Origin of the sequence: Hydrogenophaga sp., from assembly GCF_030651625.1 — a bacterium.
Classification (GTDB): Bacteria; Pseudomonadota; Gammaproteobacteria; order Burkholderiales; family Burkholderiaceae_C; genus Hydrogenophaga.
Window position 1 is genome coordinate 83710 of record NZ_JAUSCF010000002.1, and the last position, 16801, is coordinate 100510.

The following is a 16801-nucleotide window of genomic DNA, read 5'->3' on the forward strand; positions in this document are numbered from 1 at the left end:
CATTCCGAAGCAGGGAATGTCAAAGACTTTTTGAACTGAACGTGTCACAAGCCTGCACGCTGCCCGTCTGCAGACCGGTGTTGAACCAGCGCTGACGTTGCGCACTCGTCCCATGGGTGAAGCTGTCGGGCACGATCTGGCCCTGACTCTTGCGTTGCAGGGCGTCGTCACCGATGGCCGCAGCCGCGTTCAGCGCTTCCTCCACATCGCCAGGCTCCAGGATGGCGCCGGTTCTGTGATTGTGGTGGGCCCAGATTCCGGCGAAACAGTCGGCCTGCAACTCCAGCTTCACACTCATGGCGTTGTATTCGCGCTGGCTGACACGACCGCGCATCTGGTCCATCTTGCCGGTGATGCCCAGCAGATTCTGCACGTGGTGACCCACTTCGTGCGCAATCACGTACGCCTGCGCGAAGTCGCCCGGTGCGCCCAGCTGGCTGCGCAGCGTGTCGTAAAAACTGAGATCGATGTAGACCTTCTGGTCGCCCGGGCAGTAGAACGGCCCCATGGCCGACTGGCCGGTGCCACACGCCGTTGGCGTGGCACCCCTAAAAAGCACCAGGCGCGGTTTCTGGTAGGTGGATCCAGCCTGCTGGAACATGGGGCCCCACACATCTTCGGTGCCACCGAGCACGGCGGCCACGAAACGACCCATGTCGTCGGTGGGTGCCTGCGTTGGCCCGGGGGCGGTCTGGGACTGTTCGGTCGGCGCCACCAGATCGCCACCGCCGCTGAGCGCTCCCAGGATGGTGATGGGATTGATGCCGAATATCCAGCCCGCCACCAATGCGACCACGATGGTGCCCAGCCCGATGTTGCGGCCGCCACCACCGCGCCCCCCGCCACCGAACATGCCCCCTCGGCCGGTTTGCGAACGGCGGTCTTCCACCTGGTCAGACTGGCGGTTTTTTTCCCACTTCATGGACGCATTCCTCGGGTTGGGTGCCAGTTGTACTCATACCGTGGCGCACGGGGCAACGCCAGCCTCGCCGGGGCGTTTGCCTGAGCTCTTCAGGCCTTGGGCAATGTGACGCCGACCTGGCCCTGGTACTTGCCGCCGCGGTCGCGGTAGCTGGTTTCGCAGACTTCGTCACTCTCGAAGAACAGCACCTGGGCACAGCCCTCGCCAGCATAGATCTTGGCCGGGAGTGGCGTGGTGTTGCTGAACTCCAGCGTCACGTACCCCTCCCATTCGGGCTCGAAAGGTGTCACGTTGACGATGATGCCGCAGCGCGCATAGGTGCTCTTGCCCAGGCAGATCGTGAGCACGTTGCGCGGTATGCGGAAATATTCCACCGTGCGCGCCAGCGCAAAGCTGTTGGGCGGAATGATGCAATAGTCGCCGTGCATGTCGACGAAGCTCTTTTCGTCGAAATTCTTCGGGTCGACCACGGTGCTGTGGATGTTGGTGAACACCTTGAACTCGGGCGCACAGCGGATGTCGTAGCCGTAGCTGCTGGTGCCATAGCTGATGACGCGCTTGCCGTCGACCTCGCGCACCTGACCGGGCTCGAAGGGATCGATCAGGCCGTGCTGCTCGGCCATGCGCCGAATCCATTTGTCGCTTTTGATGCTCATGGGGAGTCATTGTAGGGAGATGCACGACATGAAAGTCCGGTTCCTGCAACGCCATCGGCATTCTCTGACGCTCAGGCTGCGCCAGCCTTCCAGAAATGGCCTCACAACTGCTCATGTATTTTCAGTAATTACTGAAAATTCAGACGGAACTGGCTACATTTCTGGCATGTCACTGCAAGAACACCTCCCTCCTCTGAACCGCGAGTTCGTGGCCCATTTCGGCGAAATGGGCAGCCGATGGGGCATCAACCGCACCGTTGGCCAGATCTATGCCCTGCTGTTCATTTCGTCGCGCGCGCTCAATGCCGACGAAATCGCCGAGACCCTGGAGTTCTCCCGATCCAACGTGAGCATGGGCCTGAAGGAACTGCAGGCGTGGCGCCTGGTGCGCCTGCGCCACCAGCCGGGCGACCGGCGCGAATATTTCGAAGCTCCGGCCGACGTATGGGAGATTTTCCGTGTGCTGGCGGAAGAACGGCGCCGACGCGAGGTGGAGCCCACGTTGTCGATGCTGCGCACGGCCTTGCTGGAAAAACCCACCAACGATGCCGAACGCCATGCGCAGGCCCGCATGCGCGAAATGCACGACCTGATCGACCGCCTGATGACCTGGTTCGACGACGTGCAGAAGCTCGCGCCGGAAACTGCCATGCAGCTGATGGGTATGGGCACCAAGGTGACACGCGTGCTGGAACTGAAGGACCGTCTCACAGGCAGGTCGTCCAAGCGCACGGAGCCGCCACCGGAACCGTCGCTGGACGCCGCCGCCTGATTGCCTGATTCTCTGACACGCCCAACCGGAAAACCCCCATGGACGCCTTGATCCTGTCGCGCATGCAGTTCGCGGCCAACATCAGCTTTCACATCCTGTTTCCCACCATCACCATCGCGTTGTGTTGGTTCCTGTTGTTCTTCCGGCTGCGCTTCATCAAGACGCGCGATCCCGCCTGGGAAGAGGCTTATTACTTCTGGACCAAGGTGTTTGCGCTGACCTTCGCATTGGGCGTGGTCTCCGGCATCGTCATGAGCTTCCAGTTTGGCACCAACTGGCCCGGCTTCATGGAGCGCACAGGCAACATCTCCGGCCCGCTGCTGGGCTACGAGGTGCTCACCGCGTTCTTCCTCGAGGCCAGCTTCCTCGGCATCATGTTGTTCGGCCGTGGACGGGTGTCGGAACGCGTGCACCTGATCGCCACGTTTCTCGTGGCGTTTGGCACCACCATGTCGGCATTCTGGATCCTGAGCCTGAATTCCTGGATGCAGACACCGGCCGGCTTTGAAATCGTGGACGGTCAGTTCATCCCCACCGACTGGTTCGCGGTGGTGTTCAACCCCTCGTTCCCCTACCGGCTGGCCCACAAGCTGCTGGCCTCTGCACTCACGGCATCGTTCCTGATCGCCGGTCTGTGCGCCTGGCAGATCATCAAGGGCAGCGCCACCGCCGGCACCCACAAGGCCATGCGCAGCGCCCTGGTGGCCGCGGCCTTGGTGATTCCGGTCCAGTTTTTCGCGGGCGACCTGCACGGCCTCAACACGCTGGAGCACCAGCCCGCCAAGGTGGCGGCCATGGAAGGCATCTGGGAAACCGAATCCGGTGCCCCGCTGACCCTTTTCGGCATCCCGGACCAGGCCTCCGGCACGACCCACTACGCGATCAAGATCCCCAAGCTCGCCAGCCTCATCCTCACGCACGACCTCAACGGCGAGGTCAAGGGAATCAACGAATTTCCAGACGCTCACCCACCGGTTGCGCCGGTGTTCTGGGCGTTTCGGGTGATGGTGGGCGTGGGCACGCTGATGCTCGCCGTGGCCTGGTTCGCCGCCTGGCAGTTGTGGCGCCGGCGTGGGCAAAGTGCCAGTGGCAAGGTGCAACTGCCACGACCGCTGCTGTATGTGCTCGCGGGCATGACCTTCTCGGGCTGGGTGGCCACGCTCTCGGGCTGGTACGTGACTGAAATCGGTCGACAGCCCTTTGTGGTGCACGGCCTGCTTCGCACCAGCGAGGTGGCGACCCAGATCGCGCCGCCCATGATCGCGCTCACCCTCACCGCCTACCTGATCGTCTACGGGCTGCTGCTGGTCACTTACATCGGGGTGCTCAAGTACATGGCCGAAAACCCCTTCAAGCACGCCCCTTTGCCCGGTCACGAAGCCGACCTCGGCAAAGCCGGCGTCTGAAGTCAGGAGCATCCGATGAACATGACCTGGGCCGAATGGCTTCCCCTGATCTTTCTGGCCGTGATGGGCCTGTCACTGCTCGCCTACGTGGTGCTCGACGGCTACGACCTGGGTGTGGGCCTGCTGCTACCGCTGGCGGATGATGCACAAAAGGACATCATGATCGCCAGCATCGGTCCGTTCTGGGATGCCAACGAAACCTGGCTGGTGCTGGGCGTGGGCGTTTTGCTGGTGGCGTTCCCGTTTGCCCACGGGTTGGTGCTGCAGGCCCTGTACCTGCCGGTGGCCGTGATGCTGATCGGACTGATCCTGCGAGGCGTGGCGTTCGACTTCCGGGTAAAGGCGCCACTTGCCTACAAGGCGTTCTGGAACCGGGCGTTCTTCGCTGGTTCGCTCCTGGCCAGCAGCGCGCAGGGCTGGATGCTGGGCAGCTACATCACCGGCTTCGACAAGGGCCTGCTGGGTCTGGCATTCAGCCTGGGCATCGCCCTCACGCTCCCGGCGGCCTACACACTCCTTGGAGCGGGCTGGCTGATCATGAAGGCCGAGGGTGAGCTACAGGAACGTGCGGTGCAATGGGCCCGGCGCGTGCTCTGGCCCATGGGTTTTGCGCTGGTAGCCATCTCCGCCGCCACCCCACTGGTGAACCCGGCAGTGATCGACAAATGGTTCGGCTTTCCCGAGGTGTTTGCTCTGCTGCCGGTGCCGCTGAGCTGCGCCGTGGCGTTCTTTGCGGTGCGCTGGGTGGTGACCCACCCGGACGTGGTGAAGGCCGGCTACGGCTGGGTGGTGTTCGTGGCCACGGTGCTGATCTTCGTGCTGGCCTTCTTCGGTCTGTCGTACAGCATCTACCCGGACATCGTGATCGGACAGATGACGGTGTGGGAAGCAGCCATTGCGACCGAGTCGCTCACCGTGATCTTCGTGGGCGTGGCGATCACGCTGCCCGTGATCATCGGCTACACCATCTTCATGTACCGGGTGTTCTGGGGGAAAGCGCGGGCATTGACGTATGGCTAGGAACACCCCCCTGCGCCGCTGACGCGGCTTCCCCCCCTCCGTGGCGCGCCTTCGGCACTTCGAGGGGGGACGCACCTGGTGGCCCGGCGAAGCCGGTTCCACAGGTGCCCTGGATAGGGACATTTCGCTCCGGAAACGCTGCATGTTCTTCCCTTGCTGGCGAGCCTGCACTTTTCCAGGATGGGTGGGTTGGGTGCGCGGGCGCAGGGACGATTCGCGGTTGCCACAGAGCCTGTGTGCCAATCAAGGTATTGACGCAGTCACGGCAGCGTCCACTGAAAGCCGCCCGCGAGCTGGACCGGAGAACGGACACCCGGCCCACCCGCCCCGCCACAAAAGCCACTCACAATAAGTCGCACCAAAAAGAACGTGCGAGACAAGGCGACAGGGAAGTCAGCCCCCAGCCACCACCGTCTGAACCACAACCCGGTCATCCCCCAGCACGATCAGCGCGAACAGCAATTCATCGAGGCTGTTGGCCTGAGAGGTTTTGCGGGCCAGCAGCGGTGTGGCGTTGGGATCGAGCACCACGAAATCGGCTTCGCAGCCGGGCTGCAGGTTGCCCACCACACCCTCGAGCCCCAGCGCCCGCGCAGCGCCTGCGGTGTGCTGCCACCACAGCTGCCCGGGGGACAGGCTCAGGCCGGGTTTGGTCTGGTTTTCGCGGCCCACGTAATAGGCGGCCAGCATGGTGTGGAAGGGCGAGAAGCTGGTGCCACCGCCCACGTCGCTGGCCAGGCCGTAGCGCATGCCGGCGGCGTCGGCCGCGAGGTAGTCGAAAAAACCGCTGCCCAGGAAGAGGTTACTGGTGGGGCTCACGGCGGCCACGGCGCCGGTGCGGGCCATCTGGGCACGGTCTTCTGCGTCCAGATGGATGCAGTGGGCGTACACCGCGCGCTGACGCAGCAGTCCGAAGTCGCCGTACACACCGAGGTAGCTGCGCGACTGCGGGAACAGTTCGTTGGCCCATCGCACCTCGTCGAGGTTTTCAGCCACATGCGACTGGATCCACACATCGGCGTATTTCGCGGCCAGCGCGCCAGCGCCGCGCAGCTGTTCGGGCGTGCTGGTGGGCGCAAAGCGCGGGGTGATTGCGTAACCCAGCCGGTCCACGCCATGCCAGCGCCGGATGAGCGCCTCGGTGTCGATCAGGCTTTGCTCGGTCTCGTCCCGCACACCATCAGGGCTGTGGCGATCCTGCAGGACCTTGCCGGTAATGAATCGCAGACCACGCGATCGGGCCTCATCGAATGCGGCGTTCACCGATGCCACGTGGGACGTGGCGAAAGTGAGCGCAGTGGTCACGCCTTGCCGGAGCAGTTCATCGAAAAAAATGACTGCGACCTCGCTGGCGTAAGCCGGTTCGTGAAAGCGAGATTCGTGTGGATAGGTGTAGTCCTCCAGCCAGGGCAGCAGACCTGCAGCGGGCGCGCCAATCACGTCGGTCTGTGGGTAATGCACATGCATGTCCACAAAACCCGGCGCGATGATGCGGCCGCGAAGATCCTGCACCGCCAGACCAGGAAACCGCGGCGCCAGGGATCCGTGGTCGCCCACGGCCAGCACCATGCTCACGCCTGTGCCGGACGGACCGACCACCAGAAGGCCGTCCACATCGAAGACCGGAATGGCGTCGTCGGTGAATCGCAGGATGGAAGCGCGAAAGCCTTGCATGGGTGGTGAACAGGATCGGTTGGCGGGGCGGTTACCGGCCAGCGGAGGATCAAAAGTGCCAAGCTTAACTGGCCGAGAGCGGTCAGTCATGCAGGAACTTGCATGGGTCAGATGGCATGCGCACCGGCCCGCAACGGTTCAGCGCGCCAGCTTGCCCACCACACCTTCGACCAGCCAGTTCATGTTCAGGATCTCGGCATCGCTGAGCACGGTGTTCTCGGGTATGGCGATACGGCCTTCGTTGTCCCTGATGGCGACCTTGGCTGCAAACGGGTGCAGCTTGCCAGCGGCCATGTCGGCCTGGCGGGCCGTCACTTCGTCGCGCACCTCCAGCGGCACCTTGCTGCCGAAGCCGCTCACGCGGATCATGCCCTCCTTCACGCCACCCCACACGCTGCCGCTCTGCCAGGTGCCATCCAGCACCGCCTTCACCCGCGCGGTGTAGTAGTCCGACCAGATATGGGTGATTGCAGCAATCTGGGCATCCGGTGCCACCCTGCGCATGTCGGAGTGATAGGCCACGGCCAGCCGGCCACGGTCCTGTGCCGCCGCCATGACCGCAGTCGAGCCGGTGTGGAAGGCCAGCACCTCTGCGCCCTGGTTCATCAGCGACATGGCCGCATCACGTTCGCGCGGCGGGTTGAACCATTCGCCCAGGAACACCACACGCAACTGCGCCTTGGGGTTGACCGAGCGCATGCCCAAGGTGAAAGCGTTGATGCCCTGAATCACTTCCGGAATGGGAAAACCCGCGACATAGCCGGCCTGCGTGGCCAGGCGACCTGCCGCCACACCGGCGAGGTAGCGGCCTTCGTAGTAGCGTGCGTTGGCCGTGGCCACGTTGCGCGCGGTCTTGTAGCCGGTGATGGATTCGAATTTCACGTCCGGGAAATCGCGCGCCACCTTCAAGGTGGGCTCCATGTAGCCGAAGCTGGGCGTGAAGATGATGTTGTGGCCCTCTTGCGCCAGGTCGCGAATCACGCGTTCGGCGTCGGCACCTTCGGGCACGTTCTCCACATAGCGTGTCTGCACCTGGTCGCCCAGCGCGGCCTGCACGGCCAGGCGGCCCTGCTCGTGTTGACGCACCCAGCCAGCGTCGGTCAGCGGTGCCACATAGACGAACGCCACTTTCAAGGGCTTGTCTGCTGGCTTGGGCGCCTGGGCGTGGCTGGAAATGGGAATGAAAAAACTGGCGGCCGCCAGGACGCAGGCGCGCCGGGCCACGAGGTTTTTGTACATGGTGTTCCTCTACATGGCTTCCGTGAATGAAAACGCGAGCCGGGGAAGCACCGGCTCGCGTGTGGTCGATTTTAGTCGATCAACCCGATGTGGCCCTGCCTGTCGGCGATCTGCCTACGCAGCAGCCACCGCCCGATCCAGCGCGGCCATGAGTTCGGCGCGGCGCGGCTCGCTGACAAAGCTGGCTTCGAAGCTGTTGCGCGCGAGGGCGATCACGTCGTCGGCCGACAGGTTCAGCGCCTGCACGGTCTGCGTGAAGTTGGCATTCATGTAGCCGCCAAAGTAGGCCGGGTCGTCCGAATTCACCGTGGCGCACAGCCCGGAATCGAGCAGGCGCTTCATAGGGTGCTGCTTGAGGTCATTCACCACACACAGCTTGAGGTTGGACAGCGGGCACACGGTGAGCGGCACCCGGCGGCGCGCCAGCTCGGCCACCAGGGCCGGGTCTTCCAGGCAGCGCACGCCGTGGTCGATACGTTCCACCTGCAGATCGTTCAGCGCTTCCCAGATGTAGGCCGGCGGACCCTCTTCGCCCGCGTGCGCCACCAGGCGCAGCCCCAGCTCGCGGCAACGCGCAAACACGCGCGAGAACTTGGACGGCGGGTGGCCCACTTCGCTGGAATCGAGCCCCACGCCAATGAAGTGTTCGCGGTAGGGCAGCGCGGCTTCCAGGGTGGCCATGGCGTCTTCTTCGCTCAAGTGGCGCAGGAAGCACAGGATCAATGAAGCGCTGATGCCCAACCGAGTTTGCGCATCGGCGCAGGCACGCGACAGACCCTGAATCACGGTGGCCATGGACACGCCGCGTGCGGTGTGGGTCTGCGGGTCGAAGAACAGTTCGGCGTGCACCACGTGGTCGGCCTGGGCGCGTTTGAAATACGCCCAGGCCATGTCGTAGAAGTCCGCTTCCTGCAGCAACACACTGGCACCCGCGTAGTAGATGTCCAGGAAGCTTTGCAGGTCGGTGAAGGCGTAGGCGGCACGCAGGGTTTCCACATCGGCGTACGGCAGTGGCACGCCATTGCGTTCGGCCAGCGCAAAAATCAGCTCGGGCTCCAGTGAGCCTTCAATGTGGATGTGCAGTTCGGCCTTGGGAAGGCTGCGGGCGAGTTCGATGGCGTTCATGGGGCAGCGATGTTTGCATTCGTGGATGGTTTGCATGATACGGCGCACCCCGCCAGTGACCGGTTTCCGATACAGCATTTGCCTCTAAACATACCAAACGGTATGGTATGCTTGGCACTCATTGACTCCTCAAGCGCCCCCATGCAACTGAGCCGCACCGACTGGCTGGAACAAGGCCTGCAATTGCTGAGCACCGACGGTCCCCAGCATCTGAAAATTGACACCCTGTGCAAGGCGCTGGGCGTCACCAAAGGATCCTTCTATCACCACTTCAAGCACCAGGCCGCCTATGTCAGCGCCCTCCTCGAACACTGGAAAGCGACCTACACACAGCAGCTCATCCAGGCGGTGGCGGGCATCGATGACCCCCATGTTCGCAGCCAGCGACTGAGCGAACTGGTCTACCGCAAGGACATGCGTCCCGAAGTCGCCATGCGCGCCTGGGCCAACAGCCACCCGGAAGTGGCTGTCACCGTTCGCGAGGTGGACGCGCAGCGCATCGAATACCTGGTGGAGATGTCCCAGCGCATGGGTGTCCGCCACGAACAGGCCGTGCTGCTGGCCAAGATGGCTTACGCACAGCTCGTCGGCATGCAGCACCTGCAGGCCTTCATTTCACCGGCAGATGCCGTCAGGATGGACCATGCGCTGCACGCCATGGCCTTCGCCTCCGTGGGGATCTCTTCATGAATGCGTGGACCCTGGCCGCCGGGCTGGACTTTCTCGCCGCCGCTTTGCATGTCGGCATCGTGTTAGGTGGGCCTGCCTGGTACCGATTCTTTGGCGCGGGTGAGCGCATGGCACGCATGGCCGAACGTCGCCACCCTTGGCCCACCGTGGTCACGCTGGCCATCGCCAGCGGACTGTGCGTGTTTGGTGCCTACGCCATGACGGCAGGCGGTCACTTTCCCGCCCTGCCTCTGGCCCGTGAAGCGCTCATGGCGATCACCGCCATCTATGCACTGAGAGCCGTCGTGCCGTTGCTGCTCGCGCCGCTGATGGCGTCCATGCGAACTCGCTTCATGATTGTGTCTTCACTGATCTGTGGGGTCTACGCACTTGCCCACGGCATGGCCTGGAGCGCTTGAACCCTCAGCAAACCCCGTACGCGATACCAGCCTTCTGAAGGTAACGCCGGTACGCCGCGCTGAGCCTGTCGGCCGCGCACATCACCTCACCACCGTTGACCGGCAATCTGCGCGGTTGCTGCGATTCAAGAATGGGTTGGTCTTGCGAAAAGATCTCGACCTGGAAATCACGCAATGTGTCGTCACTGGAAGTCTCGTCGGAGGTGTACTGGGCAAACCACAGGCGACAACTCTCTTCGCTGGTGGGGCAGGCCCAGATCACGTAGCTGTCTTCGGGTCCGCCCGCGTCGGCGCGCTTGCTGAGCAGTGCGCTGTAGGGGCTGAGCACCTCGTAGCGGTAGGTCACCCAGCCGCCTTCCGCCGCACTGGCGGTGGCACGCGGCTGCCAGGTCTTGTACTGCTCGATGACGGGGCGCCCGTCGGCCGTATGGGTCACGTCGTAGTGAGGCACTTCCGGATGCCCTGCCTCACCCAGCCAGCCGCGATGCACATAGGCAAAGTGGGCCGTGTCCAGAAAGTTTTCAACCGCTCGGGGCGCGCTGGTGGCCACGTCGAACGGGCCATAGATCAAACGGCGCGTCGGCAGACCCGCCAGCGCAGGAGGATCGAACTGCGCGCCACCCATGTTGGCCCACAGCAAGCCGTGCGCTTCACGCAGTTCGTGTCGGCAGGCCTTGTGTGTGGCCGGCGGCACAAACCCTGGCAAGGCAGGAATGCTGGCGCATTGCCCGGTGCCATCAAAGCGCCAGCCGTGGTACGCGCATTGCAGCTGCCCGCCCTGCACCGATCCCAGCGAGAGCTTCGCGCCCCGGTGCGGACAGCGGTCGGTCATGAGCACGGCCTGCCCTGCGCCATCGCGCCAGAGCACCAGCGACTCGTCAAACAGCTGCACGGCCAGCGGTTCGGTAGCCAGTTCGCTCTCGGTGGCCACCGGCCACCACCATGTCTTTTCGTGCATCGTGGGAATCTCCAAAAAAAAGCCACCCAGCCGGTGAACCGGTCGGGTGGCCGTGCCTGGGCCCGAAATGTCGTTCGGACCGGCCCTGTGAGCCAGTGGGAAAGCGCGTTCAGTTGCCGGCGGGCACGCGACCTTCCACGCCTTTGACGAAGAAATTCACGCTGTCGCGCCAGGCCTGGTCGCCCACGGCGCCCGCGGCCAGCACTTCCTTGCCGGTGTTGTCCATGATCGGACCGGTGAACACCTCGAAGGTGCCAGCCTTCATGCCGGCCTTGATCTCGTCGATCTTGGCGCGCGTTTCTGCGGGCACGATCTCGGGGATCTTGATCAGGTCGTTCAGGCCTTCTTTCACGCCCCAGACGGTGCGCTTGGTTTCCCAGGTACCGGCCTTGAGTTCATCAATGGTCTGGATGTAGTACGGCGCCCAGTTGACGACCGCCGAACCCAGGTGTGCATTGGGTGCGAAAGCGCTCATGTCGCTGTCCCAGCCAAAGGCGAATTTGCCGTTGCGCTCGGCGGTCTGCAGCACGGCGGTGGAATCGGTGTTCTGCAGCAGCACGTCGGCACCCTGGTTGATCAGGCTTTGTGCGGCTTCGGTTTCCTTGGGTGGATCGAACCAGGTGTTCACCCACACCACGCGCAGCTTGATCTCAGGATTGACGCTCTGTGCCCCCAGGGTGAAGGCGTTGATGTTGCGCAGCACTTCGGGGATGGGGAAAGAACCCACCAGACCCAGGGTGTTGGTCTTGGTCATGGTGCCCGCGATCACGCCGGCCATGTAGGTGTCCTGGTAGAAGCTGGCATCGTAAATGCGCATGTTGGGCGCGGTCTTGTAGCCGGTGGCGTGTTCGAACTTCACATCGGGAAAATCTGCCGCCACCTTGAGCATGGGTTCCATGTAGCCGAACGAGGTCGCGAAGATGATGTTGTTGCCCTGCTGGGCCAGATCACGGATCACGCGCTCGGCGTCGGCGCCTTCTGGCACGCTCTCCACAAACGTGGTCTGCAAGCCGTCGCCAAAGTGGGCTTCGGCTGCCTTGCGGCCTAGGTCGTGAGCGAAGGTCCAGCCGGCCTCTCCGATGGGGCCGACGTACACGAACGCAGCTTTGATCGGCTCGGCCTTGGGTGCCTCGGCAGCGGCTGGTGCAGCCGCTGGTGCGGCAGCCTCTTCTTTCTTGCCGCAGCCAATCAGCACGGCGCTGGCCAGCGCACTCAGCGCGACCGCCTTCATCAGGGAACGTTTGCTCAGGTTGGTCATGTGAACCTCTTATTGGGGAGAGTGGAGTGAAATCAAAGGGACGGTCGACAGGGAAAAGATTATGCGCCGGGGTAGAACGGCTTTCCAATGGAAGTGGGCATGTTGATGCGGATCCAGGTGGGGTTGCGGGAGATCAGCACCAGCACCACGATGGTGGCCAGATAGGGCATCATGGTCAGGATCTGGCTGGGCACGTTCACGCCGATGCCCTGCAGATGGAATTGCAACATGGTCACCCCGCCAAACAGATACGCACCTAGCAACACCCGTGCCGGGCGCCAGGTCGCAAACGTGGTCAGCGCCAGGGCGATCCAGCCCTTGCCGGCGATCATGCCTTCAACCCACAGCGGGGTGTACACCGTGGACACATAGGCGCCCGCCAGTCCGCACAGGGCACCGCCGGCCACCACCGCCATGAGACGGATGCGGCGCACCGGGTAGCCCAGCGCATGGGCAGACGTGGGGTTCTCACCCACACTGCGCAACACCAGGCCCGCGCGGGTGCGGTAGAGGAACCAGATCAGGCCCAGTACCATCAAAACGCAGGCGTACACCATGGGGTGGTGACGAAACAGGGCCGGGCCGAGAAACGGAATGTCGGACAGAAACGGGATGGCGTAGCTGGGCTGTTCGGGCAGATTGGCCCGCACGTAGCTGGAGCCGGCAAAAGCGGAGAATCCGCCGCCAAACAGGGCCAGCGCCAGCCCTGTGGCGTACTGGTTGGTGTTGAGCCAGATCACCAGAACGCCAAAGATTGCAGCCAGCAACGCACCCGCAACCATGCCCGCAGCGAACCCAGCCAGGCTGCTGCCGGTGTGCACCACCGCCGCAAACCCGGCCAGCGCCGCACACAACATCATGCCTTCCGTACCCAGGTTGACGATGCCTGCTTTCTCGTTGATCAACAATCCCAACGACGCCAGCGCCAACACGGTGCCAGCATTGAGCGATGCGGCGATGAGCAATGCGTAGGCCTCCATCACGGACCCTCCTTGACATGTGAAGCAGTGCCTGCGGTGCTGCCGATCGCAGCGGGCGCCGGTGCGCGGACCGTGGTGGGAGCACCCGTGAACCTCAACCGGTAGTTGATCAAGGTGTCACAAGCCAGCAGTGTGAACAGCAGCAAGCCCTGGAAAACCCCGGTGATCGACTTGGGCAAACCCAGGCGCGACTGCGCCAGTTCGCCACCGATGTAGAACATGCTCATGAGCAAGGCCGAGAACACAATGCCCACCGGGTGAAGCCGGCCCACAAAAGCCACGATGATGGCGGCGAAACCATAGCCAACCGGGATGTGGGGCGTGAGCTGCCCCACGGGGCCGGCCACCTCCAGAGCACCCGCCAGCCCGGCCGCACCACCGGAGGTGAGCAGCGCCAGCCACAAGGCCTTTCGCGACGAAAAGCCCGCGTAGCGCGCCGCCGCCGGTGCCAGGCCGCCCACCTGCTGCGCATAGCCCGAGTAGGTGCGGAACAGAAAGATCCAGACCGCCACCACACCCGCCAGGGCCAGCAGCAGTCCGATGTTCACCCGCAAACCGGTCATCAGCCTGGGCATCTGCGCGGCGGACTCGAAGGTCTTGCTCTGCGGGAAGTTGAAGCCAGCCGGGTCTTTCCAGGGGCCGTAGACCAGGTAGTTCAGCACCTGGATGCCCACGTACACCAGCATCAGGCTGACCAGGATTTCGTTGGCGTTGAAGCGGTCGCGCAACAGCGCCGTGATGCCCGCCCAGAACATGCCCCCCAGCACACCGGCCAGCAGCACCAGCACAAAGAATGCGCTGCCGCTGGACTTGTCGGCCATGAGGGCCACACCCGCCGCACACACCGCGCCGATGACAAACTGACCCTCCGCACCAATGTTCCACACGTTCGAGCGGAAACACACCGCCAGCCCCAGCGCGATGATCAGCAGCGGCGTGGCCTTGACCAGCAGTTCGGAGATGGCGCGCACGTTCCTGACAGGTTCCCAGAAGAACACCTGCAGGCCGCGCACGGGGTCCTTGCCCAGCACAATGAACAGCAGAACACCCAATGCCACTGTGACAGTCAGTGCCAGCAAGGGCGAGGCCAGGCCCCAGGCTTTGGAGGGTTGCGGTCGGACTTCAAGCCGCAGCATGTTCGCTCTCTTTCTGATGCGTACCTGAGCCATCCCACAGACCCGACATCCACTCACCGATGCGTTCGATGGTTGCCTCCGCCCGGTCCAGGCTGGGCGACAGGCGGCCCTTGGCGATCACATGCAGGCGGTCGCTGATTTCGAACAGCTCGTCGAGCTCTTCACTGACCACGAGCACCGCGCAACCCGCGTCGCGCAGCGCCAGGATCTCACCCCGGATCTGGGCCGCCGCCCCCACATCCACGCCCCAGGTGGGCTGACTGACGATGAGCAATTTCGGCTTGGCTTCGATCTCGCGGCCCACGATGAATTTCTGCAGGTTGCCACCAGACAGCGACTTGGCCGCTGCGTCCGGCCCGTTGGCCTTGACGTTGTAGCGCCGGATGATGTCGGCCGCCTGTGCACGGAGTGCACCCAGCCGCAACCAGCCGCCCTGCCCCACCGCGTCGCGCCGGGTCAGCAGCAGGTTGTGCGCCAGTGAAAGCGTGGGCACCGCACCACGACCCAGGCGCTCTTCGGGCACGAAGTGCAGCCCCAGTGCGCGGCGGCGGCCCGGGCTCAGTCGCGCGGCATCCTGACCCGCCACGCGGATGCTGCCAGCGGGGGCGCGAATGTCTTCGCCTGAAAGGCAGACCATCAGTTCGCCCTGCCCGTTGCCAGACACACCCGCAATGCCCACCACCTCGCCGGCACGCACCGTGAGGGCGATGTCACTCAGGTGGGTGCCGAACGGATCAGCACTCTGCAGGCTCAGCCCGCTCACCGCCAGCACGTTCGCCCCAGCGTGCAAGGCCCGCACGTCGAGCGCCGGCGGCTCGGCACCAATCATCAGGCGCGAAAGAGAGGCGTTGCTTTCCTGCCGGGGGTCGCACACCCCGGTGACCATGCCACCGCGCAACACGGTGCAGGCGGTGCACAGCTCGCGGATCTCGTGCAGCTTGTGGCTGATGTAGAGGATGCTGCAACCCTCGGACGCCAGCTTTTTCAGCACCACGAAAAGCTTCTCCACTGCCTGCGGTGTGAGCACCGAAGTGGGTTCGTCCAGAATCAGCAACTGCGGATTGGTCAGCAGCGAACGGATGATCTCCACCCGCTGCATCTCGCCCACGCTGAGCGTGTGCACCGGCCGCGCGGGGTCGATGTCCAGCCCATACTCGGCCGCCTTGGCAGTGATGCTGGCACTCACCTCGGGCAGCGACAGCGACTTGTCCAGCCCCAGCCAAACGTTCTCGGCCACGCTGAGCGTGTCGAACAGGCTGAAATGCTGAAACACCATGCTGATGCCCAGCGCACGCGCTTCCTGCGGGTTGCGCACCTGCACCTGCCGGCCATTGAACATCACCGAGCCTTCGTCGGGTTTGATCGAACCGTAGATGACCTTCATCAGGGTCGATTTGCCGGCACCGTTTTCACCCAGCACGGCATGGATTTCACCCGGCGCCACGGTCAGCGACACCTCGCTGTTGGCTACCACGCCGGGATAGCGCTTGGTGATGCCGGTGAGTTGGAGACGGGGGGTCGTCAAGGCGGTGTCCTTTTTTTGTTTCAGGCCAGCTCTGCTTCAGGCCGCCGCAAAGACGCCGCCACGCTCTTGATCTGCTCGCGCAACCAGCGCGCCGCATTGGACGAATGGGTGCGTTCGTGCCAGAGCTGGTAATACATCATGCGGGGAAACGGCACCGGGCAAGGCAGGATCTGCACCGGCAGGCTGCCCACAAAGCGTTCGCAATACTGGCGCCCGGTGGTGAGCACCAGCAGGCTGCCGGCCACCATGGCGGGAATCAAGCCGAAATGCGGGCAGCGGGCGGTGATGTTGCGCACCAATCCCTGAGCGGCCAGGTGGTCGTCGATAAACCCGCGCGCACCGGGGTGGGTGGGCGTGGGAGCGATGTGCTCTGCCGCCAGCCAGGCCTCCACGTCCCAGCCGCGCCGCGCCGCCGGGTGCTGGGTGGACACCAGACACACCACCTCGTCGCCGAACAGCCGGCCCAGGTGCAGGTCGTCGGGTGGCTTGGGCCAGTTGCCCACCACCACGTCCACATCGCCCTGGGCCAGATGGTTGCGGTAGTCGGAATCACGCGACAGGGGGTGGATGTCGATCGGGCAATGGGGTGCCAGCGTCTTGATCTGCACCACCAGCTGCGGCAGGAACAACGGGTCGAGGTAATCGCTGGCGGCCAGGCTGAAACTGTGCTGGGCGGTGGGCGGGTCAAAACTGCGGGCGTCCGAGAACAGCACTTCGGCACTGCGCAGGATGTCTGCGGCCGGCTCGATCATGCGCAAGCCAGCCACGGTGGGCACCATGCCGGCGCCCGAACGCACCAAAAGAGGGTCTCCGGCCAGCTCGCGCAGGCGCTTGAGCGACGCACTGACCGCCGGCTGGTACATGCCCAGCCGCAATGCCGCACGCGAAACACTGCGCTCGGTGAGCACCGTGTGCAGCACGCGGATCAGGTGCAGGTCAATCTTGTCGAACATCGACATGTATTTCATACCCGGCGACTATGCGTGAGGATGGTGGTTTTGGCATTCTGACCATACGGCTGAGCATATGTTGTGCCATGGGG

At 63.8% G+C, this 16801-nt stretch carries 16 protein-coding genes; 5 read left to right on the forward strand and 11 right to left on the reverse strand.

Annotated features, from left to right (window positions below):
• Positions 1–19: 19 nt before the first annotated feature.
• Positions 20–922 carry a neutral zinc metallopeptidase gene (locus Q7V46_RS00715; RefSeq protein ID WP_304911577.1) on the reverse strand — a complete coding sequence of 301 codons (903 nt, stop codon included), beginning with the start codon at positions 920–922 and terminating at the stop codon, positions 20–22.
• 89 nt (positions 923–1011) lie between these two features.
• Positions 1012–1578 carry a dCTP deaminase gene (gene dcd, locus Q7V46_RS00720; RefSeq protein ID WP_304911578.1) on the reverse strand — a complete coding sequence of 189 codons (567 nt, stop codon included), beginning with the start codon at positions 1576–1578 and terminating at the stop codon, positions 1012–1014.
• 166 nt (positions 1579–1744) lie between these two features.
• On the opposite strand from dcd, the gene Q7V46_RS00725 reads away from it, so the two are divergent.
• From Q7V46_RS00725 to Q7V46_RS00735, 3 genes are read left to right on the forward strand one after another with little or no spacing between them, the layout of a single operon-like run.
• Positions 1745–2350: a GbsR/MarR family transcriptional regulator gene (locus tag Q7V46_RS00725; RefSeq protein WP_304911579.1), complete on the forward strand. Its 606-nt coding sequence runs from the start codon at positions 1745–1747 to the stop codon at positions 2348–2350.
• A gap of 38 nt (positions 2351–2388) precedes the next feature.
• Complete coding sequence (locus Q7V46_RS00730; RefSeq protein ID WP_304911580.1) at positions 2389–3756, forward strand: cytochrome ubiquinol oxidase subunit I; 1368 nt, start codon at positions 2389–2391, stop codon at positions 3754–3756.
• A 21-nt stretch (positions 3757–3777) separates the two neighbouring features.
• Positions 3778–4776, forward strand: coding sequence for a cytochrome d ubiquinol oxidase subunit II (locus Q7V46_RS00735; protein WP_304911614.1), 999 nt, complete (start codon positions 3778–3780; stop codon positions 4774–4776).
• Between the two features lie 393 nt (positions 4777–5169).
• On the opposite strand, the gene guaD is transcribed toward Q7V46_RS00735, so the two are convergent.
• From guaD to Q7V46_RS00750, 3 genes are all read right to left on the reverse strand, one after another.
• A complete protein-coding gene (gene guaD, locus Q7V46_RS00740) occupies positions 5170–6450 on the reverse strand; it encodes a guanine deaminase (RefSeq protein ID WP_304911581.1) in 1281 nt (426 codons plus the stop codon).
• Positions 6451–6588: 138 nt separating this feature from the next.
• Positions 6589–7689, reverse strand: coding sequence for a BMP family ABC transporter substrate-binding protein (locus Q7V46_RS00745; RefSeq protein WP_304911582.1), 1101 nt, complete (start codon positions 7687–7689; stop codon positions 6589–6591).
• A 114-nt stretch (positions 7690–7803) separates the two neighbouring features.
• Positions 7804–8814: an adenosine deaminase gene (locus Q7V46_RS00750; RefSeq protein WP_304911583.1), complete on the reverse strand. Its 1011-nt coding sequence runs from the start codon at positions 8812–8814 to the stop codon at positions 7804–7806.
• Positions 8815–8955: 141 nt separating this feature from the next.
• Between Q7V46_RS00750 and Q7V46_RS00755 the strand changes: the two genes are divergently transcribed.
• Both Q7V46_RS00755 and Q7V46_RS00760 read left to right on the forward strand, forming a co-directional pair.
• A complete protein-coding gene (locus Q7V46_RS00755) occupies positions 8956–9504 on the forward strand; it encodes a TetR/AcrR family transcriptional regulator (RefSeq protein WP_304911584.1) in 549 nt (182 codons plus the stop codon).
• Entirely contained in the window at positions 9501–9902 is a 402-nt protein-coding gene (locus Q7V46_RS00760) for a hypothetical protein (RefSeq protein WP_304911585.1), read from the forward strand. Before Q7V46_RS00755 ends, Q7V46_RS00760 begins: the two co-directional genes overlap by 4 nt.
• A 4-nt stretch (positions 9903–9906) precedes the next feature.
• Here Q7V46_RS00760 and Q7V46_RS00765 read toward each other — a convergent pair whose 3' ends face one another.
• From Q7V46_RS00765 to Q7V46_RS00790, 6 genes are all read right to left on the reverse strand, one after another.
• Positions 9907–10860 (reverse strand): aromatic ring-hydroxylating dioxygenase subunit alpha, encoded by a 954-nt coding sequence (locus Q7V46_RS00765; protein ID WP_304911586.1) that lies wholly within the window; start codon positions 10858–10860, stop codon positions 9907–9909.
• Between the two features lie 109 nt (positions 10861–10969).
• Positions 10970–12118, reverse strand: a complete 1149-nt coding sequence (locus Q7V46_RS00770; protein ID WP_304911587.1) for a BMP family ABC transporter substrate-binding protein — start codon at positions 12116–12118, stop codon at positions 10970–10972.
• A gap of 59 nt (positions 12119–12177) precedes the next feature.
• The gene (locus Q7V46_RS00775; protein ID WP_304911588.1) at positions 12178–13098 is read right to left on the reverse strand and encodes an ABC transporter permease; all 921 of its coding nucleotides are present in this window, start codon (positions 13096–13098) and stop codon (positions 12178–12180) included.
• The gene (locus tag Q7V46_RS00780) at positions 13098–14234 is read right to left on the reverse strand and encodes an ABC transporter permease (protein ID WP_304911589.1); all 1137 of its coding nucleotides are present in this window, start codon (positions 14232–14234) and stop codon (positions 13098–13100) included. Before Q7V46_RS00780 ends, Q7V46_RS00775 begins: the two co-directional genes overlap by 1 nt.
• Entirely contained in the window at positions 14221–15759 is a 1539-nt protein-coding gene (locus Q7V46_RS00785) for an ABC transporter ATP-binding protein (RefSeq protein WP_304911590.1), read from the reverse strand. Before Q7V46_RS00785 ends, Q7V46_RS00780 begins: the two co-directional genes overlap by 14 nt.
• Positions 15760–15779: 20 nt before the next feature.
• On the reverse strand, positions 15780–16727 hold the full coding sequence (locus Q7V46_RS00790) for a LysR family transcriptional regulator (protein ID WP_304911591.1): 948 nt from the start codon (positions 16725–16727) through the stop codon (positions 15780–15782).
• Positions 16728–16801 lie beyond the last annotated feature (74 nt).

Coding starts and splice junctions, on each gene's coding strand:
- Q7V46_RS00715 (WP_304911577.1), bottom strand. CDS start 922: ATGAAGTGGGAAAAAAACCGCCAGTCTGACCAGGTGGAAGACCGCCGT.
- dcd (WP_304911578.1), bottom strand. CDS start 1,578: ATGAGCATCAAAAGCGACAAATGGATTCGGCGCATGGCCGAGCAGCAC.
- Q7V46_RS00725 (WP_304911579.1), top strand. CDS start 1,745: ATGTCACTGCAAGAACACCTCCCTCCTCTGAACCGCGAGTTCGTGGCC.
- Q7V46_RS00730 (WP_304911580.1), top strand. CDS start 2,389: ATGGACGCCTTGATCCTGTCGCGCATGCAGTTCGCGGCCAACATCAGC.
- Q7V46_RS00735 (WP_304911614.1), top strand. CDS start 3,778: ATGACCTGGGCCGAATGGCTTCCCCTGATCTTTCTGGCCGTGATGGGC.
- guaD (WP_304911581.1), bottom strand. CDS start 6,450: ATGCAAGGCTTTCGCGCTTCCATCCTGCGATTCACCGACGACGCCATT.
- Q7V46_RS00745 (WP_304911582.1), bottom strand. CDS start 7,689: ATGTACAAAAACCTCGTGGCCCGGCGCGCCTGCGTCCTGGCGGCCGCC.
- Q7V46_RS00750 (WP_304911583.1), bottom strand. CDS start 8,814: ATGAACGCCATCGAACTCGCCCGCAGCCTTCCCAAGGCCGAACTGCAC.
- Q7V46_RS00755 (WP_304911584.1), top strand. CDS start 8,956: ATGCAACTGAGCCGCACCGACTGGCTGGAACAAGGCCTGCAATTGCTG.
- Q7V46_RS00760 (WP_304911585.1), top strand. CDS start 9,501: ATGAATGCGTGGACCCTGGCCGCCGGGCTGGACTTTCTCGCCGCCGCT.
- Q7V46_RS00765 (WP_304911586.1), bottom strand. CDS start 10,860: ATGCACGAAAAGACATGGTGGTGGCCGGTGGCCACCGAGAGCGAACTG.
- Q7V46_RS00770 (WP_304911587.1), bottom strand. CDS start 12,118: ATGACCAACCTGAGCAAACGTTCCCTGATGAAGGCGGTCGCGCTGAGT.
- Q7V46_RS00775 (WP_304911588.1), bottom strand. CDS start 13,098: ATGGAGGCCTACGCATTGCTCATCGCCGCATCGCTCAATGCTGGCACC.
- Q7V46_RS00780 (WP_304911589.1), bottom strand. CDS start 14,234: ATGCTGCGGCTTGAAGTCCGACCGCAACCCTCCAAAGCCTGGGGCCTG.
- Q7V46_RS00790 (WP_304911591.1), bottom strand. CDS start 16,727: ATGAAATACATGTCGATGTTCGACAAGATTGACCTGCACCTGATCCGC.